Below are 26227 nucleotides of genomic sequence, written 5' to 3'. Positions count from 1 at the left end.
ATCTTCACCTCACCTTATTAGCATTTTGGTCCGCCGGCAACATAAATCACTTGACCATTAACGAATGATGATTTTTCATCAGCAAAGAAGGAAACGGCATTGGCAATGTCTGCCGGCTTTCCACTTCTGCCGACTGGAATACTTGCCACACTCGCTTGAATAAGCTGTTCAAATGGAATCCCGATTCTTGCAGCAGTTTCTTTGGTCATCTCTGTTTCAATAAATCCAGGGGCTACCGAGTTGGCGGTAATCCCATATCTCCCTAACTCGATTGCAAGTGTTTTTGTAAAGCCCTGTAACCCCGCCTTGGCGGCAGCATAATTGGCCTGACCGCGATTTCCCAATGCAGAAGTCGATGAAATATTGATAATTCGCCCGTATTTATTTTCAACCATATATTTTTGGGCAGCGCGCGCAGCATTGAATGACCCTTTCAAGTGCACATCCATGACCATTTGCCAGTCTGAATCCGACATTTTAAATAATAGATTGTCACGGATTACACCCGCATTATTGACTAAGATATCAATGGATCCGAATACTTCATAAACTTCTTTCATCGCGGTTTCAACTTGCTCCGCATCCACGACATTTGCAACTTTCGAATACACGTCTACACCTTTTTCTTTTAATTCACTGGTTGTTTCACTTAACGCCTCTTCATTCAAATCAATTAATGCAACCTTAGCACCTTCTTGGGCAAAAAGCTCAACAATCCCTTTTCCGATTCCACGGCTTCCACCCGTTACAAAAGCTACTTTTCCTGCAAATCTTCCTGCCATTTCTATTCTCCTCCGGTTTAATACATTTATAGATTGCGCTTACAATTTTTTATACATATTGACCGATCTTAACATGGCCTTTAATCAGGTTCCGCGCGATAATCATTCGTTGAATTTCATCTGTGCCATCGTAAATTCTCCAAAGTCTTGCTTCACGATACCAGCGTTCAATCGGTAGTTCTCTTGTATACCCCATCCCGCCGTGAATCTGAAGGACACGGTCGACGACATTGTTGCCCATATTCGCACCATATAATTTTGCCATCGATGCTAAGTGCCGGTTATCTTCACCGTTATCAAGCGTAAAAGCTGCGTTCAACACCAGCCACTTTGCCGCTTCAATTTCAACTGCTGAATCAGCAATTTGCCATTGGATTGCTTGTCTTTCGGCAATTGGTTTACCAAATGTGACTCGTTCTTTCGCATAATCAATCGCCATTTGCAGCAAACGTTCGGCAGTTCCGACCGCTCTGGCACCAACCACCCAGCGCGCAAAACCGATCCACTCTAGACCAAGGTTATAGCCTTTGTGCAACTCACCCAGGATATTTTCCTCCGGTACACGGACATTTTCGAATACAAGGCCAGCTGGTCCCCATTCACCCATTGTATGTATATACTCTGATTTCCAGCCCATATCTCGGTCGACAATAAAGCATGTTACTCCCTCACGCCCATGTGTTGATTGATGGAGTTCTTTGTCAGTAATCGCTATCGCCATTACAAAATCTGCTTCGTTTCCCCCAGTGATGAATGTTTTTTCCCCATTTAGGACCCATTCATTTCCATCTTTCACGGCAGTCATTTTAATATTTCTTGTATCGGAACCAGCACCAGGCTCGGTCATGGCAAAACAAGATTTTTTCTCCCCATTAATCGTTGGGATTAAATATTTATTCTTTTGTTCTTCATTCCCATAATAAAGAATATTATCTGCACTGCCGCCAAACTGAAACGGTACAAAGGTTTTTGAAACCTCCATTAGCACAATTGCCATCATCATTTGGCCTAGGTCTGCACCGCCATATTCTTCTGGTGTGTTTATTCCCCAAAATCCTGCTTCCTTAGCTTTTAATTGCAATTCCTTAAGTTTTCCGGCAGGAAGACTTGGTTTACCTTCACGTTCATTTCTAAGGCAATCGTTTTCAAGTGGAATGAGTTCTTTTTCTACGAATCTTCTAATTGTTTTTTGAACCAATTTTTGTTCATCAGTCAAACGTAAATACATAACATTCACTCCATTCTTATTCTAAAATTAATGCTTAATGCCGTTAAATATTCATATGCTAAACCAGTCCTGAGCATACCTACCGGTTGGTATGTAACTTTATTTTATTCCGAACTTTCAGATAATACAAGGATATATTTAGATTTAATTATTTCAGTTTTAATGATTATTTTCCTGTTTTTTTACAAATGATAAATATGATATTCAGTAGAATATCTTCGTTTCAAATCCTTTGATGAGGTGATTTGATGAGCTATAAAGATCAATTAGATCCGCACTCAAAGCTATTTCATTATAGTACAACGAGAGCGAAGCATACCAAAGCACAGATTAACGGGCAAACTCAAATGTCACAAAATCAGATCATTCTTAGGAGTAATGCCAAGGCCCACCGCTGGTAAGGCTTTGGCCAAGAAACGAGCAATGGCAGTTTAGAAATAGATTGTCATGAAAAGAAAAGGCCTTTTCTCGGATTAAAATTTCGAGAAAAGGTTTTTCTTTTTTCTAACGATTATGGTATTACAATATTGATAATGTTACTCCCAAAAGATAATATAAAAGCTATTAGACATAAAAAAAACTGGAGTGGTAATTGACATGTTTGAGGACTTTACGATTAGAGATGCAAATTTAAGGGATTTGGAAACCATTATCAATATTTACAATTCAACCATAGCAAGCAGGATGGTTACAGCCGATTTGGAACCAATTTCAGTGGAGAACCGGCTACAATGGTTTCATGAGCATTCACCAGCTTTTCGTCCATTATGGGTTGTTGAAGACCAAGGTGTAATCTGCGCATGGGTAAGTTTTCAATCCTTTTACGGGCGCCCAGCTTATAATGCAACGGCGGAAATCAGTGTTTATATTCATCCAGACTTTCGTGGGAGAAAACTGGGTAAATTTTTAATTCAAAAAGCAATGGATGCTTGTCCAGGTTTGAACATCAAAACCCTGCTTGGTTTTATTTTCGGTCATAACGAACCTAGTATCAGGCTTTTTAAAGGCTTTGGCTTTGAAAAATGGGCTCACCTTCCAAATGTAGCTGAACTGGACGGGGTTGAGAGAGATTTACTTATTTTAGGAAAAAGAATCGAATAAGACAGTTAAATCTACTATTTTCACTATTGTATTATTCCAAAATAATGGATTTTCTAGTACTATAGACTATGTACTATATTTATTGAAAAGAACTGGAGATTTCCATGGATAAAAAAAAGCTGATCCTGTTTTACTTAATTACAAGTATTATTTGGATCTTTGGGTCCAATTATTTAATTGAAAAATTTATTCCCTCTTCAATAGTTGATGTGGTTGAAAGAGCAAAAGAGATGTTATATATAATGGTCACTGGAGGATTTCTTTATTTTTTTATCAGTAAAAAAGAGGAATTATCTGTTTCTCAGGAAGATCAACAACGTCTATCGACATTAATTAATTCAATGGTTGATTTTGTTAACTTTAAGGATGGCGAAGGCCGATGGATTGAAGCCAATGAATTTGGGTTACAATTGTTTCAACTTGAGAATGTGGATTATCGAGGGAAAAAGGACTCTGAATTAGCCAATTATACTGACTTTTATGGTGATGCTCTTAGATATTGTGAAATTTCTGATGAAGAGGCATGGAATAATCGGGGCATTACTCGAATTGAAGAAGTCCTTCCTGTCCCAAACGGGTCAGCAAGAATCTTTGACACGATCAAAGTGCCTTTATTTAATAGTGATGGCAGCCGACAAGGCTTGGTAATCATCGGACGGGATATTACCGAGAAAAAGGAAATGGCGTTAAAATTGGCAGAAAGTCAGCAACAATATAAATCATTGTTTGAATACAGTCCAGATATTGTTTATATGATGGATTTGAGTGGAACTATTACCAATTTAAACTCACAATATGATGTCATTACCGGCTTCAAACGAGAAGAAATAATTGGAGAAAACATTTTAAATTTATTACCGAAAAAGTATGTCAGATATCTGCCTAAATTTATATCCACGGTTGTTGAAGAAATTAAACCAGTCTTGTATGAGATAAACATTCCACATGCAAACGGGAATCGGATCATATTACAATGTACCTCCCTCCCAATCATTATTAATGGGAAGATTGCTGGAATTATTGGCTATGGCAGTGATGTTACCAAATTAAGGGAAACAGAAGAACGTCTTAGAAGGACGGAAAAGTTATCGATTGTAGGTGAATTATCTGCAAGTGTAGCTCATGAAATTAGGAATCCGCTGACATCTTTAAAAGGGTTTGTACAGCTTTTACAAATGGAAGATGGAAAGCACGATTACTATTATCAAATTATGTTGGACGAATTAAACCGAATAAATCATATTGTTGGTGAGCTATTGCTATTAGCTAAACCACAAATCTTAAAATATACCAAGGCAAACCTTCAAAAGATATTGAAGGATGTCATTTCACTGTTAAGCACAGAAGCCAGTTTATACAATGTCCAAATCGAATCCTCATTTCCGGAAAATGAAATAGTCATTGAGTGTGAACCAAATCAACTCAAGCAATTATTTATCAATCTTATTAAAAATTCAATTGAAGCTTCACCAAATGGTGGAACTGTTTCAATTGATTTAGAACAGTCAGAAGAAAATAAGATAGTAATCAACATTAATGACAATGGCTGCGGTATTTCAAAAGAAAGATTAGAGAAAATTGGCGAACCATTTTACTCTTCAAAAGAAAAAGGGACAGGACTCGGATTAACGGTAAGTTTCAAGATTGTTCAATCGCACCAAGGCACGATTCATTTCGACAGTCAAAAGAATCAAGGGACATCTGTCCAGATATCCCTGCCTGTTAAGCAAAACACTTCCAAAAATACCCATCTATTGGCTAATGAATAAGTATAACAAATAGTTTAAGCCTGCGCTATCATGCCGGGCTTTTCTTTTTCTTCTTATTCTGGAAGTAAGCAATAATTAGTAAGGAAGACGGGATGATAATTTGAAATGGCCAATGCAAGTAAAGAGGTACGACTACTAGCCCTTCTTTTATATGTTCTGCATAATTTGATGCAATAGTAACTGATGCAAATAAGACGATCAATCCTAAAGGAAAGCCAATTTTGCGTTGATTCGGAATTCTAAAGATATCCGCTGCACCAGCCACTGCTGCATAAAAGTAAATCGCTATTTTGAAAAAACCGCCAATAATTAGATAAAGCATAAATAAGACGTCTAAACGTTCAATAAAATCAGCAATTTGAATTCGCCCTACTGTGGTTAATAGTGGGAAAGTGGAGTAACTAAAGAGCCCCACTCCTAATACAGAAATATTTACCACCACTGTAATGGTAATATTTATTCCACTTAATATCATCCCACTTAAACAGACGATGTTAGCCTTCTTTTTATCTCTTAAGAATGGGAGCAGCATGGTAAAAACCACCATTTCTCCAAACGGAAAGTTAATGGTTTGTGTTAGAAATGTCTTTATGACAGGTTTCATCCCATTTTCTAAAATTGGCTTTAAGTTTCCTAAGTGGATCAAACCAGAAAAGACAATTAAGAGCATTCCTAATATCGCTGTCACATAGACAATTCCAAAGAAAATTTCTCCAACCCTTGATAATACTTCAAATCCTTTATGGATAGCATAAATTATCGTAAGAATCATTAAGGAATTGATAACAAATAAAGGCGTACTGTTATAAATGGTTGTGGATAATAACTCTCCAAAATCGCGTAAAACTCTTGATGCACAATATAAAAAGTAGACTACATATAATACCCCAATAAACCGTCCAAGCCATTTCCCTATTATTTCTTGCAGATAACTAGTTAAGGGCAGGTCAGGATAGTACACAAATAATCGATAATAAACAAAGAAAACTATTAATCCACCGGTTAAACCCAACAATATAGCTATCCAAGCATCCTGTTTGGCACCGGACGCGATCCCAACCAGAATTGCACTGCCCATTTCAAATAAAACGACTAGGACAAACAATTGGGTTGTACTTATTTTTACCTTTTCCATGACGTATGTTCCCCCCCCTTAAAAAGGGTTATATATTACATCTGAGCAATACGGATTTTTCCAAAACCAATTCGGCTTATGCAGGGCTTGTTTTTTTCTTTCGATTACGAAAAAACGCAATGATTAGTAAGATGAAGGGAATGATAATTTGAAATGGCCACGACAGAAAAACCGGGACAAAAACTAATCCCTCCTTAATAAATTCTGCAAAATTAGAGGCAATTGTTATCGAACCAAATAGTACGATCATCCCAATTGGAAACACCAGCTTGCGTTGATTTTTAAACTGAAAGATATCAGCAGCACCAGCCACCGCAGCATAATAAAAAATAGCAATTTTAAAGAAACCGCCAATAATTAAATAGAGCATAAATAATACATCTAATCGTTCAAGAAAATTGGCAATTTGGATTTTCCCTATTGTAGTTAATAAGGGAAAAGTAGATCGATGAAAGAGACCTACGCCTAATACAGAAATATTTACTACAGTTGTAATGGTGATGTTAATACCCGCTAATATCATCCCGCCTAAACAAACGATTTTAGCCTTTTTTTTATCATTTAAAAACGGAAGCAGCATCGTAAAGACAACCATTTCTCCAAAGGGAAAAGTGAGGGTTGTCTTAAAAAATGTTTTAATAACAGGTTTCAATCCGTGCTCTAAGATTGGGGTGAGATTACCCAAATGAATTAAACCAGAAAAGGTAATTAGCAACATGCCGAATATCGCTGTAATGTAGACAATTCCAAAATAAATTTCGCAAACTCGTGCTAATACTTCAAACCCCTTATGGATCCCATAGATAATAGTTACAACCATTAAAGTATTGATAACAAATAGTGGTGTACTATTATATATCGTTGTGGTTAATAACTCTCCAAAATCTCGCAATACCCTTGATGCGATATAGATAAAATAGACTATATATAAAAAACCAATAACCTTTCCAAACCATTTTCCTATTATTTTTTGAAGATAACTAGTTAAGGGCAAGTCAGGATAGTACATATATAGGCGATAATAAATAAAAAAGACAATGATTCCCCCAGCTAGGCCGAACAATATAGCGATCCAGGCGTCCTGTTCCGCTTCTGATCCGGGACTAAGGAGAAGTGCGCTGCCCATTTCGAACAATACAATAAGCACGAACAATTGGAATCCACTTATTTTTGCCTTTTCCATTTCGAGCGCCCCCCCCTCATTCCATATATCCTTATTTATTAATATCTGACCAAAACGGATTCGTCCGAACCCCTTCACGCCGGACGTAAGTATCCACCTTAACATTCACCTCGAGATCTGCAAAATAATTGTTCCAATCTCCCTTTAGCTTTTTCCATAAGACAGGATTGGCTTTATGAACAACATCACCAAACCCGAAGATATCACACTTAAGTCGCTTCGCTTCCTTGACAGTCGACTGTACTTCCTTCTTAATCGCTTTCTCCGTTAACTTTTCAATTTTCCCAATTATTTTTGGATCCATCAAGTCAATAGCTGTATTTGCTTCACTCACCCAGCCCTCGTTCTCAATCTTAATATTGATAACGGGTTTTCCGTTTTTAAATACCGGTGAAACCTTGGTTTTTGATCGAATAGGGACAACACTAAGGGCATTTTTTTTCCCATTCCATTTAAGAGTAATATCGGTGCTCTTTGCTTTATTTAAAATCCATATTACCCCACGAGACTTTTTACTCTCAATCCAATCTATCATTGCACCATCTTTAATGACTGCTAGTCCATCCGCAGAAAGTAAAGCATCAGTGGTCGTTTTTTGCAAATTAGTAGCCTTGTTAGCTTCTTCTTTCATACCAATTAGACGATAGCCATTTACAATAGGCTCTTTCCCGTTTCCGACGATTCCGTCAATAATATCATCAATACTTACACTTAGATTTTCCCCTTTCATTGCTTCAGCAAATTTTATCTCTTTTGTAATTTTGGTTACAGGTAGTTTATCAAGAATAGTCAGAGTAGTGACGATTTCCTCTGCGGTAGCATCTCTTGAAATGACTAACTCTGTAGTAGTTCTAAATTCTGGATCCCTGGCAAAGGCATCTAACAGATTAAGCATCGACGTTCTTTCTCTCGCCACTTCTTCACTAATAACGACTAAATTTGTGTGTGCATAATATAATCGGCGCGAGACCTTTTTCGTTGCATTTCTCGCTGCTTCAGTTATCGTTCTGCCTGTGCTTTTATAAACAGCAATCGGCAGACCCTGACCTCCTCCAGTTTGTCCTGCTGAAACGTTCGCGGGATTAACAAGCTGAAACGAGACATGGTACAAATCATCTTCTCCCCGATCAATACCAAGTGCCATCACAAAGGCCAAATCTGTGAGTTCTTTCTGATTCCAGCATGCACTTAGGAGTGGCATAGACATTATTAATACCAAAAAAACAAGCAACCATTTTTTCATTACTCTTCACCATTTTTAGATTGATTTTCCGATTGCTTTGGGGGTTGTGGCTTTTGATTTTCCCCGCTCCTTTTCATATTGCCTTTACTAATAAACATGGGCCTATTTTTGATAGCCCAGACAGGAAAACGAACAAATGCATCTTGTTGATTATGAAGATTAAAAGGTGCGAGCGGCATCATGTACGGAATTCCAAATGAACGGAGTGAACATAAATGGATCGTCATGAACATTAGCCCTAACATGATTCCATAAAATCCTAACACTGTCGCTAATCCCATTAGAACAAAGCGAACTAATCTTGCTGCAATCGCCATAGCAAAAACGGGTGTGGAAAAATTCGCGATTGCGGTAATCGAAACGACAATAACCATTACTGGGGAGACGAACCCAGCCTGTACTGCTGCCTGCCCAATAACGAGAGCTCCTACAATCGACACGGCTTGGCCGACAGCCCTTGGAAGTCTTAAACCCGCTTCCCTTAATATTTCAAACGTTACTTCCATGATTAATGCCTCAACAAAGGCAGGAAATGGAACACTTTCACGTTGGGCAGCAATAGCGATTGCCATGGTCGTCGGAATCATTTCTTGATGAAAGGTAGTCGCTGCAATATACACAGATGGTCCAATTACTGCAATAAGGAAGGCTAAAATTCTTAATATTCGTATACCAGTTGAAATGTCAAATCGTGAATAATAATCATCCGGTGCTTGGAAAAATTGAATAAAGATAGCTGGAACCGTCACAACAAATGGGGTGCCATCACAAACGATCGCAATTCTCCCCTCCAATAAATGGGATGTTACGACATCCGGTCTTTCTGAATGGTAAGTGGTTGGGAATGTTGTCCAAGTTTGATCCTCAATTAACTGCTCTATATAACCAGAACCGAGGATGGAATCGATATTGATTCGTTGAAGCCTTTCTTTAACTTCTCCAACAATTTTGTCATTGGCAATTCCATCTATATACAAGATTGCGATATCAGTTTGGGAAACAGTACCTATTTTCATGGAATCTACCCGTAAATTAGGACTTTTTATGCGACGGCGTATTAAAGCAGTATTCGTCCGGAGTGTCTCTGTAAACGAATCTTTTGGACCTCGTATCGACAATTGGGTCGAGGGTTCTGATATGGCCCGCTTTTCCCATCCTTTGGTTTCGCCACTAATTGCTTTGTTGCATCCTTGCAAAAAGATGACTGTATTTCCTGACAATAATGAATCAAATACTTGATTCCAATTTTCAATTGTCTTTACATTTCCCAGAGCCATTGTTTCATCCATCATGAATTGAAAAATATCTATCGGTCCTTCGGGTACTTCTTTTTCTATCACGGATTCTAGAATATAGTCTGCTATAGCTTGATCACTAGCCAATCCGTCAATAAAAACAAGTCCGCCTTTATGGGAACCAAGCTTAAACTCTCGAATGTTTACATCGCTACTATTGCCAGCTTCCTCTTTTAAACGAGAGATATTCTCTTGATAATCCCTTAGAATAGGCAAGTCCTCTGGTTTTTGCGGATCTTGTTTTTGCCTATAATTATCGTCCTGTCTCTTTTTTTGTTTATTTTTGAGCATTTTAGACAAAATCGACACAATACCCGCCTCGCTTAATATTATTTGAATACATTTCATCCAATATTGGATATAATGCCCAACAGCTGCCACTTTATCCCATTGGAAGCGGTTTTTAAATGGGATGAAGAACATTTTCCAACTGGAATAAGGATCTGCAAAGAATAGAACAATAAAGGAAATAGAATCCCTAAAGGTGTGATGAGGTTGAAGATATTTTTTGTATCGGGCTTATTGGCGACTTTTAGTGTAATCCTAATTGTTTCACTAGATCTTTTGATGGGTATAAATATTTCAGGAATTATTTGGAAGGCAATAAACCCTTTTAAAGTAATGGAGCCAGCTGAATATGTAATTATTTTTTTATTTCTTTTGTTTTTCCTCATCGATACCTTTGGTGGTTATTTAAATAAGAAAAAGGAAAAACAGAATCCCTCCAATTAAGAAAAGTGCAAGCGCTCTGGTCAGCGGCGTATGGCCTGGAGCGCTCCAACCGAGATAAAGGAAACACGAAGAGCCGGAGGCGATTCGATGTTGACTTATCGTAGGGCGGAGAGCGAAGGACACTAGCCGCTAGGGCGCTGGAGCTAGACAGTAATCTAAGTTCAAAACGTATACTTTCCTATCATAAATAAAATAAGAGCCTCCCTTATAATGGAAGGCCCTTATCTGTCTTGGTTTTTGGTAATTCTTTTTCTCTTCTATGGAACAACCTCTTGATTAATACAAGCGTACCTAATACTAATCTACTCAACCATCTCCTTTTCTCTTTTATATTTGGCCCATACACATAACGATTCCAAAAATAATAGAAAAATTCCTCAACTACGAGCAAAAGAACGAACAATAGTGCCGAAATAATGATCCAAAACCACATTTTAAGGACTCCTTTTCAAACAGATGATTAAACATATTCGAAAAACCTCTGAAAAGTACGATCAAAATCATGCGCAGTTCACCATGGAACTATCTGGATATTCTTATTTTAGCAAATACTCACTAAATTGTGGACTATTAGGTAAATTTTGTAGTTTTTTTATTATGAGGCACTTTTGTGTCTATATAAAATTTATTTCCTGCCAAGAAGAAAACCACACTACCCAAGGTTGTGATGGTAAGAACCCAAAACATGATTTGGCCTTGAAACTGACTGAGAAGAAAGCCGCCGATAATAGGACCTAAAAAGTTTCCGATCTTCCGGAATTGTGCTGCACCGAAATAAGTGCCACGCAAATGCTCGGGTGCCAGTTGATCAATCATCATGCTGTTGGATGGAAAAATTAATATTTCACCAATTGTTAAGAACACGATTGCCAGAATGGCAGTACCCCAGCCGTTTACAAAACTGAAGGCGACTAATCCTGCTGCCATAAATACAGCTCCGACAACCATTACCTGCATTAGCCTGAACTTCTCAGCAACATGACTAATGGGCATTTGCAGGAAAACAACCATTACTGCATTTATTGTAATCAGCGTTGAAAAAATGACAATTCCATTTTCTACTGCACCTTCAAGTATTTGCGGCAGGTTGGAATCAATTTGAACATAGCCCATGTTGACTAAAATAATACCAATGATTAGATACCTTAATGCTTTATCAGTTCTAATAATTTTAAATGCAGCACCAAAGGAGACACCCTTTTTGCTTTGTCCTGGCTTTGTTAAGACAAGCTTCTTCATTAGGATCACCAACACCATTGCATACAATAAATAGGTGGTTCCGGTTATTGCAAACGATAACTTTGCTGATGTACTAGCTAAGTAGGCTCCAACTAGCGGACCTACCGATGCCCCAATATTCATGGCAGTATATCGTAAGGAATATACCTTCATCCGCTTTTCCTTATCGGTTAAATCTGCCATTAAGGCTTGAGCGGTTGGCTCAAAAAACGAGTTGCACAGTCCGTTTAATGCGTTTAAAAGGATAAACCAGCCCTCACCATTCGCCGCCGTAAACCCATAATAAACAAGTGCTACTGTAAACAATGAGATGAGCATGACAGGTTTACGTCCAAATCGATCTGATAAATGACCGCCAATAAAACCACCAACAGTTGCCATTAATGGACTCATCCCAACGGTTAAGCCGATGACGATTGGCGACAGTTCCATATGCCTAGATAAATAGATAGATAGGAAAGGAAGAGTCATAAAAGAAGCGCCTCTTGATAAAACGGTTCCAACTAATAAAACCCACACGATTGGGTGAAATTGTCCGATATAGCTTTTTATTTTTACCATATATATGTACGGCCTCTCACAATTTTTTTTGTCAATATCTAGTAAAACAATTTGTATGGCTAATGTAAAGAATTTTCTCACTGTTCTAAGAACAAAAAAGCCAGTTCCGTTATGGAACTGACTAAAATACCATTAGTTTGGATCTTTGTATGTTAGCGCTCGTTCACTGTCACCATAACCCTTTGTGGTTGGATCCTGTACCATCCCTAGCATCGACAACAAAACAAACACAGCATTCAAGAAGGTTAATACACCATTCTGTATGGCATCCGTAAGTTGAAAATCAATAATTCCAAAAGAATTTAAACACGCTAACACCATTTGAGCAATAATCATAATTTGAGATACAAATGCGATTACCCAGTTCCGGTTTTTTAATCGTACTTTCCAGTTAATCATCTACCTCTTCCCTTTCCTAAAATGTTAATATTCTTTCTATTAACATATGCATGGCCAAGGGAATGGTTGTCCGCTAATATCATCGTTATGTTTTTTTACCTCATTAGACTTCTCTCCGCATTGCTTTTAAGACATCAACCTTTGTTGCACGCTGTGCTGGGCGCAATCCTGAAATGATTGTCACACCGTAACAAATCACCACACAAATAATTGGTAATACAAGTGGAATATCACTAAAAATCAGGTTCAAATCCGTCTCTTGGCCAAAAGCTTGTTTGATAATTAAGGGAATCGCAAAGTTAACCGTATAGCTAATCCCATAAGAAACAATCGTACCAATCAGGGCACCGATTAGCCCAATATAACTGCTTTCTAGCAGAAAGATTCGTTTAATGGTTTTCGGGTTGGCACCGATTGCTTTCATGATTCCGATATCAGGGGCCCGCTCGGTCACCGCCATCGTCATTGTATTGTAAATACCAATGGAAGCAATGAGAATAGCAATCGTACCAATAAATATAAGGCCAGCCTTTGCAATCATAAACACCATGTTTACCTCTTTTAGTTCATTGACAACAGAATATGTAGCATAATTCTTTTCTTTTAAATGATCAGATATACTTTGGACTGCTTCCATGTTTTTAGCATAAATTTTTACTTCATCATAAGTATTTTTATTATTCACAAGATCGTCTGGTACCTCTTTTGTATTTACATCCAACATGTAACCTTTTGGTGTCCCCGTAAACCTCTCAATTTCAGTTAACATCTTATCGGAAATAAAGACACTACTATCCTGGGCCCATTCTTTTGTTGGCTTTTTAGAGATACCCACTACTTTTAATGGGATCATTTTTTCTATTTGTTTTCCGTCTTTAAACTGTCGGACTGTTAATACAATGTCTTTTCCAAGTAATTCTCCTTTATAAAGATACTCAGCTTTAATCTGCCCCTTTTCATCATACAGTTCATCGCCCGCATCCTTGTCAGCAAGGTTAGTTAAGAAATTATAGCCAATGACCACTTCATTTTTCCCCTTTGGTAAACGGCCCTCAGATAATTCAAAACCAGCTTTTATTTCAGCCGAAAAATTTGCCACAAAGGTTGGAGCCGATTCTTGATATTTCCCAATCGTAAAATCACCTTCCTGCTGTAACATTTTCCTTCTTGTCACTGCTTTAACATCGTTTATCCTTTCAAACAATTGGACATCTTTGTCATTTAATGGCCGATACACACCTTGGTCCTTTGATTCTTTGCCATGAACATCAATTTGGGTTATGACCCTCCGTTCTGTGATCTCCTTGACCACTGATTTCTGTAAACCAAATCCTACAGAGGCGAGCACAATTAAGAAGGCACAACCCATTGCGGTTGCAAGTATCGTCATATATACTCTTGTTCTATTTTTCTTCATATTCTGGCGGACGAAGCGAAATTGGTCTCTTAGCTTCATACCAACACCTCCTCGGCAATGCGTCCATCTTTTAATTCTATTTTACGGTTACCGATATCGGCTACCTTATCATCATGGGTGATAATTAAAAACGTAATTCCTAAGTCCCTATTCAATTCCTTAATAAATAGTAATAACTCTTCTTCAGTTTCACTATCAAGACTGCCCGTTGGTTCATCAGCAAGAATAATCGGGGGATTGACAATTAAGGCCCGGGCGATACTTACCCGCTGTTGCTGCCCGCCAGATAGTTCTCCAGGATAATGATCCTGGTAATCTAGTAATCCCACTTTTTGAAGCATACTTTCGGTTTGCATTTTTCTTTCCTTTTCATTTACACCTTTTAATATCAACGGCAATTCCACATTTTGAAAAGCAGTCATGCTCGGTATCAATTGAAAGCTCTGAAAAATAAATCCCAGATGATTAATCCGAAAGTCAGCAAATTTTGATTCATTTAAATCTGAAACTTTTTCCCCGCTAATCCAAATTTCACCCACTTTTGGATGAATGAAACCACTAACTAAGTTAAGGAGCGTCGATTTTCCAGACCCGCTTCTACCAACAATAGTGACGATTTCACCCTTCTCAACACTAAAAGAAATATCTCTAAGTACTGGAATGATCGTTTGTCGTCCTTTTTTTCCAATCACAAAATCATGGCTTAGGTTTTTTATTGTTATCATAATTTCCTCCTGTTTCCCAATCACTTCATCATAATAGACGAAGCAAACTCGGTTTACCCCTACAATGTTTATATATTTTTTTACAACTGTTAGACGTCTCTTAAGTTTTTTTGGTTACATATGGGAATATTACTTGCTATATGTGTTTTTACTAGTCTTTTTAATTGATAATATTTATAATGAATTGAAAATTACTTATTGAAAGTAAGGAGATCACATGGAGAAATTGCATCCTTATTGGGAAAAGATTGTTCGTTTCTGGAAAAATAAACATTTAACACAAATATTATTATTAATAATCCTAGTCGTTGTTTTATCAACCATTCTCTACTTTGGCTGGATTGCGATGAGAGCGAATGTAGAATCACTGAAGCAAGGGCTCAGTCAACCGACCGTTATTTATGATAAAAAAGGGAAAATCGCAAGTAATGTTGCCACCAATCGAACCAAAGGTATAAAAATCGAGGAACTGCCAAAGTATGTCCCAAATGCCGTCGTGGCAATCGAAGATGAACGATTCTATGAGCATGGCGGCTTTGATATTAAGGGGATTGCTCGTGCCTTTTTCAGTAACTTGTTTGCGGGCAGGATCACCGGCGGCGGCAGTACGTTAACCCAGCAGTTAACGAAGAATGCCCTCTTGTCACCGGAACGAACCTATAAGCGAAAAGCGGAGGAACTTTTTTTAGCGGTAAAAATCGAAGAGGTTTATTCCAAAAACGAGATTTTGCAAATGTACCTTAATCAGGTTTATTTTGGGAGCGGGTCCTGGGGTATCAGCAATGCATCAAAAAAATACTTTGATAAAAATATCAAAGATGTTACTGTCAGTGAAGCGGCTATGCTTGCTGGATTGCTACATTCACCGAATTACCTAGATCCCTATAACAACTATGATTTAGCCATGAAAAGAAGAAATACTGTTTTAAGTAAAATGAAAGAACTAGGGATGATTACTAGTTCGCAATATAACAAAGCGAAAAAAGAAAAAATCCGCCTTAAGGATGGCGGCGGTAGCAATGTGGAAAGAAAATATCCATATTATGTGGATGCGGTCCTGAATGAAGCAATTAATAAATATGGTTTAACTCAAGAAGAAATCCTAACTAGAGGCTATCGACTCTACACCGCGATGGATCAAAATCTTCAATCTGAACTTGAAAAAGTATATAGTGAAGACTACTTGTTCCCTCGTAGTAAAGGGGGGAAACTTGTTCAAAGTGGCTCTGTTCTAATGGATCCTGCTACAGGCGGAGTGAGTGCCCTAGTTGGCGGACGCGGTGAGCATATATTCCGAGGCTTTAACAGAGCAACTCAATTACGCGCACAGCCAGGGTCGTCTATTAAACCACTGGCCGTTTATACACCTGCCCTTGAAGAAGGATATAAATACTCATCTGAACTTGTTGATAAACCAACCAACTTCGGAAACTACAAGCCAGAGAATTTTTCAAAGACCTATGAAGGAAAAGTTGAAATGTATAAAGCGCTAGAGAAGTCGCTAAATATCCCAGCAGTATGGTTGTTAAATGAGATTGGCTTAAATAAGGGGATCGATTCCTTGAAGAAGTTCGGTATCCCTGTGGAAAAAGCAGATAAGAACCTAGCCATTGCACTGGGCGGGATGAGTACAGGGGTCTCCCCCCTTCAAATGGCTAACGCCTTTTCAGCTTTCCCGAATGGCGGAAAGCGGGAAGACAGTCATTTAATTACTAAGATAGTCGGCCCCACTGGAAATGTGATTGCGGAGCATGAAGCAAAAACCACAAAAGTTACATCAGAAGATGTCACGGATGAAATGACATCAATGCTTTTAAACGTTGTTGAAACAGGTACTGCTAGGCGCGCCCGAATTCCTGATGTGCAAATTGCTGGAAAAACGGGGTCGACCCAGTTACCATATAATGATATTAGTGGAACGAAGGACCAATGGATGGTTGGGTATACACCAAATTTGGTTGGCGCCATCTGGATAGGGTTTGACCAAACCGACCGAGAACATTACTTGCCAAGTCCAAGTTCTGCCAATGTGGTGCCTATATTTAAGGAGATTATGAAGAAATCTGTGCAACATCTTCCTAAAGAGCGTTTTGAGGTTGTTTCGATCAATGATCAACTCGCAGGTAAAAGCACTTCAAAGGTCAATATCAAAGAACAGGCGAAGAAAATTAGCAAGGAATTAAATGAAAATGCTCAGAAAATCGGGCAAACAATCAAAGAAAATGCTCCAGGTTGGAAAGAAAAGTTGGATCAAGTTTTATATAAGGTTGGCAAGGGAGTTAATTCTCTCATTGAAAGAATTCAGCAGTAATAAAAAATAGCACCAATGTCGGTGCTATTTTTTTATTTCTAAGGTATGGAACAAGTCCCCCGTGATATTTCGGAGGATTTCTTCCTGATCGGGTTGAAAACACGCCATGAAACAGGTGGATGGGCCAGCTGATTTGATTATATCAACAGTAGTGCTCACCCTGTCATGTGTTATCTTTTCATTAGGAAACATTTGATTGAGTTCATACAGAATCCCTTTAGAACCAACCGGCCATAGCATAATATCCTTAATCTTGCTGACCTCTTTGAATATCGATAGAGGTGCAACCTGATCCTTTTGTTCGATCACTTCATCTCCAACTAGCGATAAACCAACAACAGCCAATTTCAATTGTTCTGAGAAAGTTTGGTCGGTTATTTTAGCAGGTGATTTTTTGCCAAGAACAACCACCCCAACCGCAGATTGCAGAAGCTGAAAGTTACTTTCTGTACTTCCAGAAATACTTACTCCTGACAACTCTAGTTCGGAAAGCCCCTTTTCGATCCCTCCAACTAGCTCATCCCATGGTTCATTTCCGCAAAAGTTATGAAGTAGTACTGAAATAGGCTCCCCTCCTGCTGCGATACATTCCATCGCGGCAACTCTGAATGCATAATAAGCTACGATTTCATATGGTACATGAACATGGTCTTGCTCCTTCATTCCAATGGCTCCGCTATTATCACAAGTAATAATGAGGGAGTCCCCACCGCTAAAAGGAATGGTTACGATATCCCTCATTGTTTGACATCCCGATTGGGTAATCCATGTTTTACGAGAGAAGTTAGTCGTGGAATTGCAACCATTGCGATGACTGTATTGATGATGGAACCAATGAGTAAGGAAGGAATAATCCCCAAATAAAATCCTAGATTCATTAAATAAATAAATGGTAACGGGGCAACCAATGAGTTTCCAATGATGAAAACAACACCTGCAAAAATTTTATTATTTTTATACATGCGCCCAAAAACCCAAACCAGCACAGCCATTTCGACAGCTATTAAAAAGTGCATGGGCCCTAATGGGAACCCACCGATTAATGCCGATAGTAGATGCCCAAATGCCCCCACTATTGCACCTGCCCCTGCTCCAAACAAAACTGCTGCCAAAAGTGCAGGGAATGCATCCAACGCGACGCTTCCGACAATAGCTGGAATCTTTATCATAGCTCCGACCACAGACAGTGCCGTTAACATCGCCAGTCCACTAACCCATTTTCCTTTCATTTACTTTTCCTCCTTACGCTTCCCATCCCTGAACACATTCGCACTGCGAACATATTCTACATCGCTGACCTGTAAGCGGAAGTTAATCACTCTTGCCAGTGCAAAGAAATAATCTGACAGTCGGTTAAGGTACATCAAGGCTATTTCAGATGTTTTCGGATCAGCTTTTACTAACTTAACAACTAATCGTTCTGCTCGTCTTGTCACTGTTCTAGCGATATGAATGGAAGCTGATGGTTTGGTTCCTCCTGGTAAAATAAATCGCTCTAACTCAGGCGCTTCTTCAATGTACTCATCGATTTTCTTTTCAAGATAATCAATCGATTCTTGGTGAAGTTTTAATTCCCGCTTTGCCGTCACATTTGCAAGGTCCCCGCCACAATCAAATAATTCATGTTGGATTTTTTCAAGATCTGCCAGCACGTCCTTAAATAGATTTGGGTCCAGTTCTTGAATGGCCTGACCGACAAAGCAATTGACTTCGTCCACGGTACCGTATGCTTCAACACGGGTGTCATCTTTATCTACCCGTCCACCGATGATGCTTGTTTTTCCTTTGTCACCTGTTCTTGTGTAAATTCTCATTGTCATATTCCCCTTTACTTTAAAGTTTGGTTTAATCCGTACCATATGACGTCAACTTTTTCTGCTTTGGAGGCGATATCTTGATATGCCCAACCGGTTACATCCCGCCATCGTCTATTTTCTACCTCCATTGGAACAATTCCTTTGGTTATATCAGTTCCAATCACAATTAATTTGCGATGTTCGGCTGTATTTTCCCAAGTGTTCCATTCCTCTAAACAATTTGCCCAGATCTCCCGACACTTATCGGCATCGAATGTCACTGTTAAATCTTTCAGCCAAATTTCTACTCCTTCAAGTATCACCACGCCCTGGTCGAAATCAATTAGATTTATCGGGAGAGAGTGGCCATCGTAAGCTGAAACCCAATGTTTATTCTCGAAACGGCTATAGGTATTCTTTACCCATGCCCTTTTGCCGTTAAAGGCACCTCCAATAATAAAATGCATCGTTCACCTCTCCTTAGTGATTCTCTTTCAAAAATGAGTTCGTACCCTTGATCATGATTTACTTGCCACGCCCAAAATTCTTTTTTGGCCGGTGCATACCTTGATAACAGATAGCGGATCACTCCGCCATGAGTAATTACCGCACAGCTCTTAAAGTTTGACGTAAGAAGCTCGTCGGTAATTTTAGTCCAGCCAGAATCAACCCTCCTGGTGAATTCATGATATGATTCTCCTTCCGGCGGAAGATGTATAGTAGGAGCTTTCAGCCAGTTGCGATAATGAACATTTTCTTTTAACTCTTCGTACGTTTTCCCTTCCCATTGCCCGAAATTCATTTCTCGTAATTCTTTGACAAGCTTTATACTAGCATTTGAAAATAATCTTTCTCCTGTTAGAACACATCTTTGCAAATCACTAGAATAATAATGCTCATAACTTTTTGAAATGACCAGATCCTTTGTTTCAGGAGATAAGGGGGAATCATTCCAGCCCAAATAGGCTTTCCGTTTATTTTCTTCGGTTACACCATGACGGAATAATGCAATAACCACACGGTCATCCACAGTAGTAACTCAGTCCCTTCCACAGCACCCCCTAAGACATCCCCGGTAATACCGCCAAACCAGTTCATAGCTTTCCGACGAAACAGAAATATACAGCAGGCTGCAATCAGAATTAATAAACCTATTATGAATAATTCCTTATTTAAAAAACTAATTAAAATAAGTAGACAGACTAAGTAAATCGGATACGGCCAAAGAGACTGCGGTTTCGCCGCATTTTGGAACAATGTGCCGAGTCCCTCATTTTTGGCGGCCCTTACTGTTAACAACAGAACTCCCATGACATTTTTACTTAAAAACGGAATTAGTGCAATCATGATATATAGTACGTTTTCTACATTCGCTATACTTTCATAAATAAATAGAAATCGACAGCTTAATAAAATCAAAATAGACAGAACGCCAAAAGCACCTGTTCTAGGGTCCTTCATGATTTCAAGCCTTTTCCCCTGATCTTGATAGGAAAAAAATGCATCACTCGCATCCATCCAGCCATCGAGATGGATTCCTCCCGTCAAGAGAATTGTTGCCAGCCATAGCAAGAAGGCTGAAGCAAGATGGCTAAAAGGAGTAAATTCCAAACAAAGATATAAAACCACTGAATAAATAATCCCTTGCATTAATCCTACTAACGGGAATGCTTGCACTGCCTTTTTAAGATGTTCCTGGTCCATTGGCAATTCTAATCTGATTGGGATGGCCGTAAAAAATTGAAGATCTATTAAAAAACCTTTCCAGAACTTCATCATTTTGAACCCCATTGATGGATGAGCTTTTCCATTAGATCCCATTTTATGTGACTTTTCATCTCATTTGCTAAAAAATCAAATCTTTTATCTTTAAACTCGCTTATCGATTGGATTCCTTGGATCGGTAGCCCATTGTTTTTCCGAATCATATTTAACCATTGATTCCTCCACTCATCATTATGAAAAAGATGATGAAGATATGTGCCAATGATTTGACCGTCATTTCCAAAATAACCATCTTCTTCTCCATTGGCTAAGGTTAAAAACGGTATGGCCTCATTAGAGAAGTTAGTCTTTCCTAGATGGATTTCATAGCCCTCTAGCCGTTGATTTGCAGGCAATCCAGTAGCTTGGTGATACTGAGCATTGACACGATGCGTTTCCTTCTCTTGATAAAAAGTAGTAATCGCTGGGATTATTCTTAATCCTTTAACATTGTAGTTCGGTATGTTTGTGTCTCTGCCTGCTTTATCAATCAATTCTTCGCCGAGAATTTGGTACCCACCACAGATTCCTACAATAAAACCGCCATTTGCCACATGTTTTTTGATTAAAATATCTAACTGGTTTTCTCGTATATTTTGCAGGTCACTGATGGTACTTTTTGTACCAGGTATGATAATTGCATCCGGTTGTCCGAATTCACTTGCATGTTTGACCCAGCGGATTGTCACATCTTCTTCAAATAAGAATGGCTCCAAGTCACTATAATTTGAAATAAACGGGAGGTGGATGACAGCAATATCTAGTGTCCTTTTTTTCGGAGAGGCAAATTGGGTCATGATCGATAATGAGTCCTCGCCATCGATCATATGATTTTCCACAAACGGCAATACACCTAATACAGGCACACCTGTTTTCTCTTCGAGCCACTGAACGCCATCCTCAAATAAGCTAAGATCGCCGCGAAATTTATTAATTATCACACCGACTACTCTTTGCCTTTCGTTAGGCTCCAGTAAATCAAGCGTGCCGACAATACTGGCAAACACGCCGCCACGATCAATATCAGCAACCAAGACAACTGGTATATCCGCCAATTCGGCCACCTTCATATTAACAAGTTCGCGATCCTTTAAATTAATTTCAACTGGGCTGCCTGCTCCCTCGATTACCACTACTTCATATTTATCTGCAAGATGCTGTAGTGATTTCTTAATCACTGCTAATCCCTTTTCATAAAAGTGATCCCGATACCCGCACCCTGAAAGGGTATCGATCGCTTTCCCTAGATAAACAATTTCAGCGTCCTGTGCGGAACGGGGCTTTAATAGAATTGGATTCATCCAGACCGTAGGCTCTACTCTAGCAGCCTCTGCCTGAATTCCTTGTGCTCTGCCAATCTCCTTTCCGTCTCTTGTCACGTAAGAGTTATTGGACATGTTCTGCGATTTAAACGGGGTGACCCTTACTCCCTCGTTGGAAAGGATTCGGCACAGGGCTGTTACGATTAGACTTTTGCCCACATCTGAAGCTGTCCCTTGAATCATGATTCCTTTCATAATATAGCTCCTTTCCTGACGATTGGAATCCCTGCTTCCACTAAGAACACTTGGTCCGCCTCCCTGACTAAGTACTGATGGATTTGTCCAAGTAAACGGCCATATGTAAACACCATTTCTTCGCCAAGTAAGGATTCATTTAAAACCTCATTACTCACGATTAACATGGTTCCGGCACGTTCCTTTATAGAAGTAATCCCAGTGAGAATAGTATCTTTAACGGTGGTTAAAAACCGTTCATCCCATTTTTGCTCAGTAGAGAAAAGTTCATTATTTAATAGTGTGGTGAGACAATCTAGTAAAACCACATCTTCGGCATTAAATTCATCCGCCATCTTCCCTATTTGAACGGACTGTTCATATGTTTTCCACTGACAGGCCCCTGCTAAGCGACCCTGTTGGTGTTTTTCAATTCGTTCCTGCATTTCTGAATCAGAAGCAACACCCGTAGCCAGATAGTTAAGTCGACCTCCAGAATTACTTGCGATTTCTATTGCTTTTCTCTCCGCAAAACTGCTCTTCCCGCTTCTCACACCACCCGTTATGAAGATGAGTGTTGATGCCGCCATTGAGCTAACACCTCCATTAATCGATTATTTTCTTCATAACCTTTTATCGCAAAACGCAGCCATCTTCCCTCCAAACCTGGGAAATTAAATGTATGCCGTGGGATGATGCCCTGATGAAGAAGAAACTCAAATAATGAGAACTGATCCTGTAAAAGCGAATCCTGTAGTAAATAAAAATTTACGTGGGATGACGAAGCAATATAGTTATTTTGATAAAAAAAAGCAAATAGCCTCTTTCGCTCACGACCAATAAATTCCTGTGTCTTTTTAATAAAAGCATCGTTTTGAAGACAAAGCTCCCCTGCTAGTAACGCAATGGTATTGGTGTTCCAATGGGATTGCTGCTTGCTCAGTTCTGAGACCAGCGCTGGTTGAGCGACTAAATACCCTAAGCGAATTCCTGGTATCGCAAACATCTTTGTCAGCGAACGAATAATGATTAAATTTGAAAACCTGTTTATGTATGGAACAAATGATTCATATTCGATTAAAAAATCAAAAAATGCTTCATCTAAGATGACGAGACAATCTCGTTTTTCACACTCTTCTACGATTGAGATTATCGTTGACGGAGGATAGTGAATGCCGGTTGGATTATTAGGGTTACACAAAAACAAAGCATCCACTTCTACTAGACTAGATCGTAAATCGGTTAGATTCAAGGTAAAGTCTGGCTCCATTAATTGATGATAGACAATTTCACATTGATTGGCCCGACATACTTCTTCATATTCTGAAAAAGTCGGCTCGACGATGAGGACTCTTTTGCGAGCAAGCATTCGTCCAAGCAGTGTAATCAGTTCTGCTCCGCCATTGCCAATTATAATAGAATTACTCTCGGTCTGTTCTGCTTTTGAAATCATGTTCGTAAGCTTTGTGGCAAATGGATCCGGGTACACATGAATTTCTTGAAAAAAATCTACCCACTTTTCCTTCAGTGCAGTTGGTGAACCAAGTGGATTGATATTTGCGCTAAAATCGAGAAACTCCTTTGGGAGCGCTAACCCCATAGCTTTATATAAATATTGAGGATTCGATCCATGTGACGGCCAAATCAAGGAAAATTCCCCCTATCCATAATAGTAGTAAAAATAGAAAGACCGTTCTGTAAAGAATAGTATTGGCTTCAAGGATATGCGATGCTTGGATCATTTGAAAAGGATCACCCATTTTTGCGCGGTTCGAACGAATCCCTTTGTAATAATTGATACCGCCTAGCTGGATCCCTAAAATAGCTGCAACAGCTGCCTCTCCCCATCCGCTGTTTGGACTTGGATGCTTTTTCGCATCACGGAACAAAATCATCCAAGCTTGCCTGAATCCTGTCTTTTCTGGTCGTTTTCCGATCAGCATGATCATACCTGTTAATCGACTAGGAATCCAATTCATCACATCATCCCATCTTGCAGAAGCCCAGCCAAACTCTATATATCTATCGTTCTTGTGGCCCACCATCGAATCACATGTATTAGTGGCTCTATAAACCATCGCCAGTGGTGCCCCGCCAATGAATGCCCAAAACATTGGAGCTGTCACCCCATCACTTGTATTTTCAGCCACCGTTTCAATCGCACCCCTTGCAATTTCACCTTCATCAAGGCTTTCAGTATCACGGCCAACAATATAGGATAGTTTTTTCCTCGCTTCAGAAAGTTCCCCTTTTCTTAATGGTCGATAAACCTCTAGGGCCGCTCCCTTTAAACTCTTTTGAGCAACAGTTGTTGATATAATGATACTTTCTACTAATATCCCAACAAATGGGTGCACACGATAACCTACCAAAATTAAACCGAATACAATGAAATAAACAAAGAGTAAAATAAAAAGGAGCATTCCTACCCCTTTCCATTTTTTTAACTTCCCCGTATTCAAGCGTTTCTCAAAAAAAGAAATCATTGTACCAATCCATTTTACAGGATGAGGCCAGTTGGGTGGATCGCCAATAAACATGTCGATAATATACGCAATTGTTATCGCTGCTAAATGATTGACTAACATTTTCGTTTCCTTTTGCTTGATTTTTGAATCGCTTCTGTGGTGCACTGATAAACAGCTTTGCTGATGAGCTTTCCTAACGGAGTAATCGTTCCTGCAAATTCCAGCACCGAGCCTGTTTGTGTAGCAGCTATTAAAATACTATCGGTCGAGGTTCCGGTCGCGAAGGTTCCGGTCACTTCATCCATTACCTTTAAATCATGCATTGCCTTAACCTTTGCTTCAGTGGCAGTCATGATGCTTTGGATAAAGGCTTCTTCAGTTAACTCTCCTTCGACAAAAATCCAGGTATTGATGGTTCCAGGTACCATTTCAAATGAATGTAGCTCACTTTTCGAAGCATCAATCGCATTTCCAACCCCTGCTGTTACCACCACAAATATCGAGAAGCCTGTACCGGTATATCTTTTGTAAACGAGATTTTCCAAGATGACTGCTGTCATCATGCCCACTGTTTCCGACGGTTCAAACCCTTTTGATTTCAGAAATAAGGCCATCTCTCTGCGATGGTCACTACATCTGTAATCCTTGTTGACATGTCTATTCACAAACGTCTGATGCCATCCGGTACCCGAACCAATTACTCCTGAGGACATGGTCCTTAACGGCATGGGGGAAGTTAATTCAATCCATTCTTCTGATATATGTAACCTCGACTCATCAATTATTAACATGACATTCTTGTGATTTACTTTTGGCAATAATGCCATCTGTGGTGCAGGGACTCTAGGATGAGGGTGTTTTTGAATGTCGGTATGGTACACGTCTCTGATTCGTTCTTCACGAAGTACCTCATTAGGAATGTGATTGATATTAATCCGTCCATCTTCAAGGAGAAGCAGCCGGTCACAATAAAGCCCCGCAAGGTTTAAATCATGAAAAATAGAAATGACCGTTAACCGATTTTCTGATGTCCATTGTTTTAAGAAATCTAATAATTCCTTCTGGTAGGATAAATCTAAATGATTCGTAGGTTCATCTAATAAAAGGATCTCAGGCTCCTGGGCTAGAGCTTGGGCGAGGAAGACTCTTTGTTTTTCACCGCCTGATAACTCCTGAATATTTTTATTTTGGAATCTGGATACACCAATTTGCTTCATTACTCTTTGGACAACCACTTCATCGGCGGGTCCCCAGGATTGAAACAACCCCTTTTGATGGGCATAACGCCCGAGCGAAACGGTTTCTTTCACCGTATAAGAGAAAGATTGTGTTGAATGTTGGGAGAGGACAGCTATTATTTTGGCCAATTGTTTTGCCTTGTATTGCTGGAGCCGTTTTCCGTTGATTAGAATCTCACCTTTTTGGATTGGTAAAATGCCGCTTAGCATTTTTAAAAGGGTTGTTTTCCCACTCCCATTCGGACCGAGGATTCCGAAAAGTTCTCCCTTTTCCACTTGAAAAGAAATATCCTCCAGAACCGCTTCATTCGTGTATCCACCAGAAACCTGTTGAACGCTAAGCAT

At 39.2% G+C, this 26227-nt stretch carries 26 protein-coding genes; 4 read left to right on the top strand and 22 right to left on the bottom strand.

What is annotated here, in order from left to right; translation table 11 throughout:
* Nucleotides 1-17: 17 nt before the first annotated feature.
* Complete coding sequence (fabG, locus tag BR30_RS0122605; RefSeq protein WP_026566988.1) at nucleotides 18-782, bottom strand: 3-oxoacyl-ACP reductase FabG; 765 nt, start codon at nucleotides 780-782, stop codon at nucleotides 18-20.
* 49 nt (nucleotides 783-831) lie between these two features.
* Nucleotides 832-2010, bottom strand: coding sequence for an acyl-CoA dehydrogenase family protein (locus BR30_RS0122600; RefSeq protein ID WP_026566987.1), 1179 nt, complete (start codon nucleotides 2008-2010; stop codon nucleotides 832-834).
* A gap of 248 nt (nucleotides 2011-2258) precedes the next feature.
* Between BR30_RS0122600 and BR30_RS36150 the strand changes: the two genes are divergently transcribed.
* The 3 genes from BR30_RS36150 to BR30_RS0122585 all read left to right on the top strand — a co-directional run bounded on the left by BR30_RS36150 (nucleotide 2259) and on the right by BR30_RS0122585 (nucleotide 4880).
* The gene (locus BR30_RS36150) at nucleotides 2259-2411 is read left to right on the top strand and encodes a YpzG family protein (RefSeq protein WP_081825537.1); all 153 of its coding nucleotides are present in this window, start codon (nucleotides 2259-2261) and stop codon (nucleotides 2409-2411) included.
* Between the two features lie 196 nt (nucleotides 2412-2607).
* Nucleotides 2608-3111: a GNAT family N-acetyltransferase gene (locus BR30_RS0122590; RefSeq protein WP_026566986.1), complete on the top strand. Its 504-nt coding sequence runs from the start codon at nucleotides 2608-2610 to the stop codon at nucleotides 3109-3111.
* 104 nt (nucleotides 3112-3215) lie between these two features.
* Nucleotides 3216-4880, top strand: coding sequence for a PAS domain-containing sensor histidine kinase (locus BR30_RS0122585; protein ID WP_026566985.1), 1665 nt, complete (start codon nucleotides 3216-3218; stop codon nucleotides 4878-4880).
* Nucleotides 4881-4908: 28 nt separating this feature from the next.
* Here BR30_RS0122585 and BR30_RS0122580 read toward each other — a convergent pair whose 3' ends face one another.
* From BR30_RS0122580 to BR30_RS0122535, 9 genes are all read right to left on the bottom strand, one after another.
* Nucleotides 4909-6015 (bottom strand): GerAB/ArcD/ProY family transporter, encoded by a 1107-nt coding sequence (locus tag BR30_RS0122580; RefSeq protein WP_026566984.1) that lies wholly within the window; start codon nucleotides 6013-6015, stop codon nucleotides 4909-4911.
* Between the two features lie 76 nt (nucleotides 6016-6091).
* On the bottom strand, nucleotides 6092-7198 hold the full coding sequence (locus BR30_RS0122575; protein ID WP_026566983.1) for a GerAB/ArcD/ProY family transporter: 1107 nt from the start codon (nucleotides 7196-7198) through the stop codon (nucleotides 6092-6094).
* 31 nt (nucleotides 7199-7229) lie between these two features.
* Nucleotides 7230-8441, bottom strand: a complete 1212-nt coding sequence (locus BR30_RS0122570) for a Ger(x)C family spore germination protein (RefSeq protein ID WP_026566982.1) — start codon at nucleotides 8439-8441, stop codon at nucleotides 7230-7232.
* Complete coding sequence (locus BR30_RS0122565; RefSeq protein WP_155928793.1) at nucleotides 8441-10027, bottom strand: spore germination protein; 1587 nt, start codon at nucleotides 10025-10027, stop codon at nucleotides 8441-8443. The genes BR30_RS0122570 and BR30_RS0122565 overlap by 1 nt, the downstream gene beginning before the upstream one ends.
* A 646-nt stretch (nucleotides 10028-10673) precedes the next feature.
* Entirely contained in the window at nucleotides 10674-10901 is a 228-nt protein-coding gene (locus BR30_RS0122555) for a hypothetical protein (RefSeq protein WP_026566979.1), read from the bottom strand.
* A gap of 137 nt (nucleotides 10902-11038) precedes the next feature.
* The gene (locus tag BR30_RS0122550; protein ID WP_026566978.1) at nucleotides 11039-12268 is read right to left on the bottom strand and encodes an MDR family MFS transporter; all 1230 of its coding nucleotides are present in this window, start codon (nucleotides 12266-12268) and stop codon (nucleotides 11039-11041) included.
* 132 nt (nucleotides 12269-12400) lie between these two features.
* Entirely contained in the window at nucleotides 12401-12667 is a 267-nt protein-coding gene (locus BR30_RS0122545) for a phage holin (RefSeq protein WP_026566977.1), read from the bottom strand.
* A 103-nt stretch (nucleotides 12668-12770) separates the two neighbouring features.
* Nucleotides 12771-14123 (bottom strand): ABC transporter permease, encoded by a 1353-nt coding sequence (locus tag BR30_RS0122540; RefSeq protein ID WP_026566976.1) that lies wholly within the window; start codon nucleotides 14121-14123, stop codon nucleotides 12771-12773.
* Nucleotides 14120-14809, bottom strand: coding sequence for an ABC transporter ATP-binding protein (locus BR30_RS0122535; RefSeq protein ID WP_026566975.1), 690 nt, complete (start codon nucleotides 14807-14809; stop codon nucleotides 14120-14122). The genes BR30_RS0122540 and BR30_RS0122535 overlap by 4 nt, the downstream gene beginning before the upstream one ends.
* Nucleotides 14810-15026: 217 nt before the next feature.
* Here BR30_RS0122535 and BR30_RS0122530 point away from each other — a divergent pair, with 217 nt between their 5' ends.
* Nucleotides 15027-17120, top strand: a complete 2094-nt coding sequence (locus BR30_RS0122530) for a transglycosylase domain-containing protein (RefSeq protein ID WP_026566974.1) — start codon at nucleotides 15027-15029, stop codon at nucleotides 17118-17120.
* A gap of 24 nt (nucleotides 17121-17144) precedes the next feature.
* On the opposite strand, the gene BR30_RS0122525 is transcribed toward BR30_RS0122530, so the two are convergent.
* The 11 genes from BR30_RS0122525 to BR30_RS0122475 are packed head-to-tail and all read right to left on the bottom strand — an operon-like array spanning nucleotide 17145 to nucleotide 26227.
* Nucleotides 17145-17861, bottom strand: a complete 717-nt coding sequence (locus BR30_RS0122525) for a hypothetical protein (protein WP_026566973.1) — start codon at nucleotides 17859-17861, stop codon at nucleotides 17145-17147.
* Nucleotides 17858-18349, bottom strand: coding sequence for an ECF transporter S component (locus BR30_RS0122520; protein WP_026566972.1), 492 nt, complete (start codon nucleotides 18347-18349; stop codon nucleotides 17858-17860). The genes BR30_RS0122525 and BR30_RS0122520 overlap by 4 nt, the downstream gene beginning before the upstream one ends.
* Nucleotides 18350-18934, bottom strand: a complete 585-nt coding sequence (locus tag BR30_RS0122515; RefSeq protein ID WP_026566971.1) for a cob(I)yrinic acid a,c-diamide adenosyltransferase — start codon at nucleotides 18932-18934, stop codon at nucleotides 18350-18352. It lies immediately after the preceding gene.
* Between the two features lie 14 nt (nucleotides 18935-18948).
* Nucleotides 18949-19383, bottom strand: a complete 435-nt coding sequence (locus BR30_RS0122510) for a bifunctional adenosylcobinamide kinase/adenosylcobinamide-phosphate guanylyltransferase (RefSeq protein ID WP_026566970.1) — start codon at nucleotides 19381-19383, stop codon at nucleotides 18949-18951.
* A complete protein-coding gene (locus BR30_RS0122505) occupies nucleotides 19335-19934 on the bottom strand; it encodes a histidine phosphatase family protein (RefSeq protein WP_231507767.1) in 600 nt (199 codons plus the stop codon). Before BR30_RS0122505 ends, BR30_RS0122510 begins: the two co-directional genes overlap by 49 nt.
* A complete protein-coding gene (cobS, locus tag BR30_RS0122500; RefSeq protein ID WP_026566968.1) occupies nucleotides 19904-20692 on the bottom strand; it encodes an adenosylcobinamide-GDP ribazoletransferase in 789 nt (262 codons plus the stop codon). Before cobS ends, BR30_RS0122505 begins: the two co-directional genes overlap by 31 nt.
* Nucleotides 20692-22197 carry a cobyric acid synthase gene (locus tag BR30_RS0122495; protein WP_026566967.1) on the bottom strand — a complete coding sequence of 502 codons (1506 nt, stop codon included), beginning with the start codon at nucleotides 22195-22197 and terminating at the stop codon, nucleotides 20692-20694. Before BR30_RS0122495 ends, cobS begins: the two co-directional genes overlap by 1 nt.
* The gene (locus BR30_RS0122490) at nucleotides 22194-22766 is read right to left on the bottom strand and encodes a bifunctional adenosylcobinamide kinase/adenosylcobinamide-phosphate guanylyltransferase (protein WP_026566966.1); all 573 of its coding nucleotides are present in this window, start codon (nucleotides 22764-22766) and stop codon (nucleotides 22194-22196) included. The genes BR30_RS0122495 and BR30_RS0122490 overlap by 4 nt, the downstream gene beginning before the upstream one ends.
* Entirely contained in the window at nucleotides 22739-23824 is a 1086-nt protein-coding gene (gene cobD / locus BR30_RS0122485) for a threonine-phosphate decarboxylase CobD (protein WP_026566965.1), read from the bottom strand. Before cobD ends, BR30_RS0122490 begins: the two co-directional genes overlap by 28 nt.
* Nucleotides 23781-24764 carry an adenosylcobinamide-phosphate synthase CbiB gene (gene cbiB, locus BR30_RS0122480; RefSeq protein ID WP_026566964.1) on the bottom strand — a complete coding sequence of 328 codons (984 nt, stop codon included), beginning with the start codon at nucleotides 24762-24764 and terminating at the stop codon, nucleotides 23781-23783. Before cbiB ends, cobD begins: the two co-directional genes overlap by 44 nt.
* Nucleotides 24758-26227 (bottom strand): adenosylcobinamide amidohydrolase, encoded by a 1470-nt coding sequence (locus tag BR30_RS0122475; protein WP_026566963.1) that lies wholly within the window; start codon nucleotides 26225-26227, stop codon nucleotides 24758-24760. Before BR30_RS0122475 ends, cbiB begins: the two co-directional genes overlap by 7 nt.

The organism is Bacillus sp. UNC41MFS5 (assembly GCF_000686805.1).
Note: the sequence above shows the minus strand (reverse complement) of the source record. Positions and strands in the feature narration are given on the sequence as shown.

What these genes read in the sequence shown, in the direction of transcription:
- fabG (WP_026566988.1), bottom strand. Translation starts at nt 782, where the DNA reads ATGGCAGGAAGATTTGCAGGAAAAGTAGCTTTTGTAACGGGTGGAAGC.
- BR30_RS0122600 (WP_026566987.1), bottom strand. Translation starts at nt 2,010, where the DNA reads ATGTATTTACGTTTGACTGATGAACAAAAATTGGTTCAAAAAACAATT.
- BR30_RS36150 (WP_081825537.1), top strand. Translation starts at nt 2,259, where the DNA reads ATGAGCTATAAAGATCAATTAGATCCGCACTCAAAGCTATTTCATTAT.
- BR30_RS0122590 (WP_026566986.1), top strand. Translation starts at nt 2,608, where the DNA reads ATGTTTGAGGACTTTACGATTAGAGATGCAAATTTAAGGGATTTGGAA.
- BR30_RS0122585 (WP_026566985.1), top strand. Translation starts at nt 3,216, where the DNA reads ATGGATAAAAAAAAGCTGATCCTGTTTTACTTAATTACAAGTATTATT.
- BR30_RS0122580 (WP_026566984.1), bottom strand. Translation starts at nt 6,015, where the DNA reads ATGGAAAAGGTAAAAATAAGTACAACCCAATTGTTTGTCCTAGTCGTT.
- BR30_RS0122575 (WP_026566983.1), bottom strand. Translation starts at nt 7,198, where the DNA reads ATGGAAAAGGCAAAAATAAGTGGATTCCAATTGTTCGTGCTTATTGTA.
- BR30_RS0122570 (WP_026566982.1), bottom strand. Translation starts at nt 8,441, where the DNA reads ATGAAAAAATGGTTGCTTGTTTTTTTGGTATTAATAATGTCTATGCCA.
- BR30_RS0122565 (WP_155928793.1), bottom strand. Translation starts at nt 10,027, where the DNA reads ATGCTCAAAAATAAACAAAAAAAGAGACAGGACGATAATTATAGGCAA.
- BR30_RS0122555 (WP_026566979.1), bottom strand. Translation starts at nt 10,901, where the DNA reads ATGTGGTTTTGGATCATTATTTCGGCACTATTGTTCGTTCTTTTGCTC.
- BR30_RS0122550 (WP_026566978.1), bottom strand. Translation starts at nt 12,268, where the DNA reads ATGGTAAAAATAAAAAGCTATATCGGACAATTTCACCCAATCGTGTGG.
- BR30_RS0122545 (WP_026566977.1), bottom strand. Translation starts at nt 12,667, where the DNA reads ATGATTAACTGGAAAGTACGATTAAAAAACCGGAACTGGGTAATCGCA.
- BR30_RS0122540 (WP_026566976.1), bottom strand. Translation starts at nt 14,123, where the DNA reads ATGAAGCTAAGAGACCAATTTCGCTTCGTCCGCCAGAATATGAAGAAA.
- BR30_RS0122535 (WP_026566975.1), bottom strand. Translation starts at nt 14,809, where the DNA reads ATGATAACAATAAAAAACCTAAGCCATGATTTTGTGATTGGAAAAAAA.
- BR30_RS0122530 (WP_026566974.1), top strand. Translation starts at nt 15,027, where the DNA reads ATGGAGAAATTGCATCCTTATTGGGAAAAGATTGTTCGTTTCTGGAAA.
- BR30_RS0122525 (WP_026566973.1), bottom strand. Translation starts at nt 17,861, where the DNA reads ATGAGGGATATCGTAACCATTCCTTTTAGCGGTGGGGACTCCCTCATT.
- BR30_RS0122520 (WP_026566972.1), bottom strand. Translation starts at nt 18,349, where the DNA reads ATGAAAGGAAAATGGGTTAGTGGACTGGCGATGTTAACGGCACTGTCT.
- BR30_RS0122515 (WP_026566971.1), bottom strand. Translation starts at nt 18,934, where the DNA reads ATGAGAATTTACACAAGAACAGGTGACAAAGGAAAAACAAGCATCATC.
- BR30_RS0122510 (WP_026566970.1), bottom strand. Translation starts at nt 19,383, where the DNA reads ATGCATTTTATTATTGGAGGTGCCTTTAACGGCAAAAGGGCATGGGTA.
- cobS (WP_026566968.1), bottom strand. Translation starts at nt 20,692, where the DNA reads ATGAAGTTCTGGAAAGGTTTTTTAATAGATCTTCAATTTTTTACGGCC.
- BR30_RS0122495 (WP_026566967.1), bottom strand. Translation starts at nt 22,197, where the DNA reads ATGAAAGGAATCATGATTCAAGGGACAGCTTCAGATGTGGGCAAAAGT.
- BR30_RS0122490 (WP_026566966.1), bottom strand. Translation starts at nt 22,766, where the DNA reads ATGGCGGCATCAACACTCATCTTCATAACGGGTGGTGTGAGAAGCGGG.
- cbiB (WP_026566964.1), bottom strand. Translation starts at nt 24,764, where the DNA reads ATGTTAGTCAATCATTTAGCAGCGATAACAATTGCGTATATTATCGAC.
- BR30_RS0122475 (WP_026566963.1), bottom strand. Translation starts at nt 26,227, where the DNA reads ATGCTTAGCGTTCAACAGGTTTCTGGTGGATACACGAATGAAGCGGTT.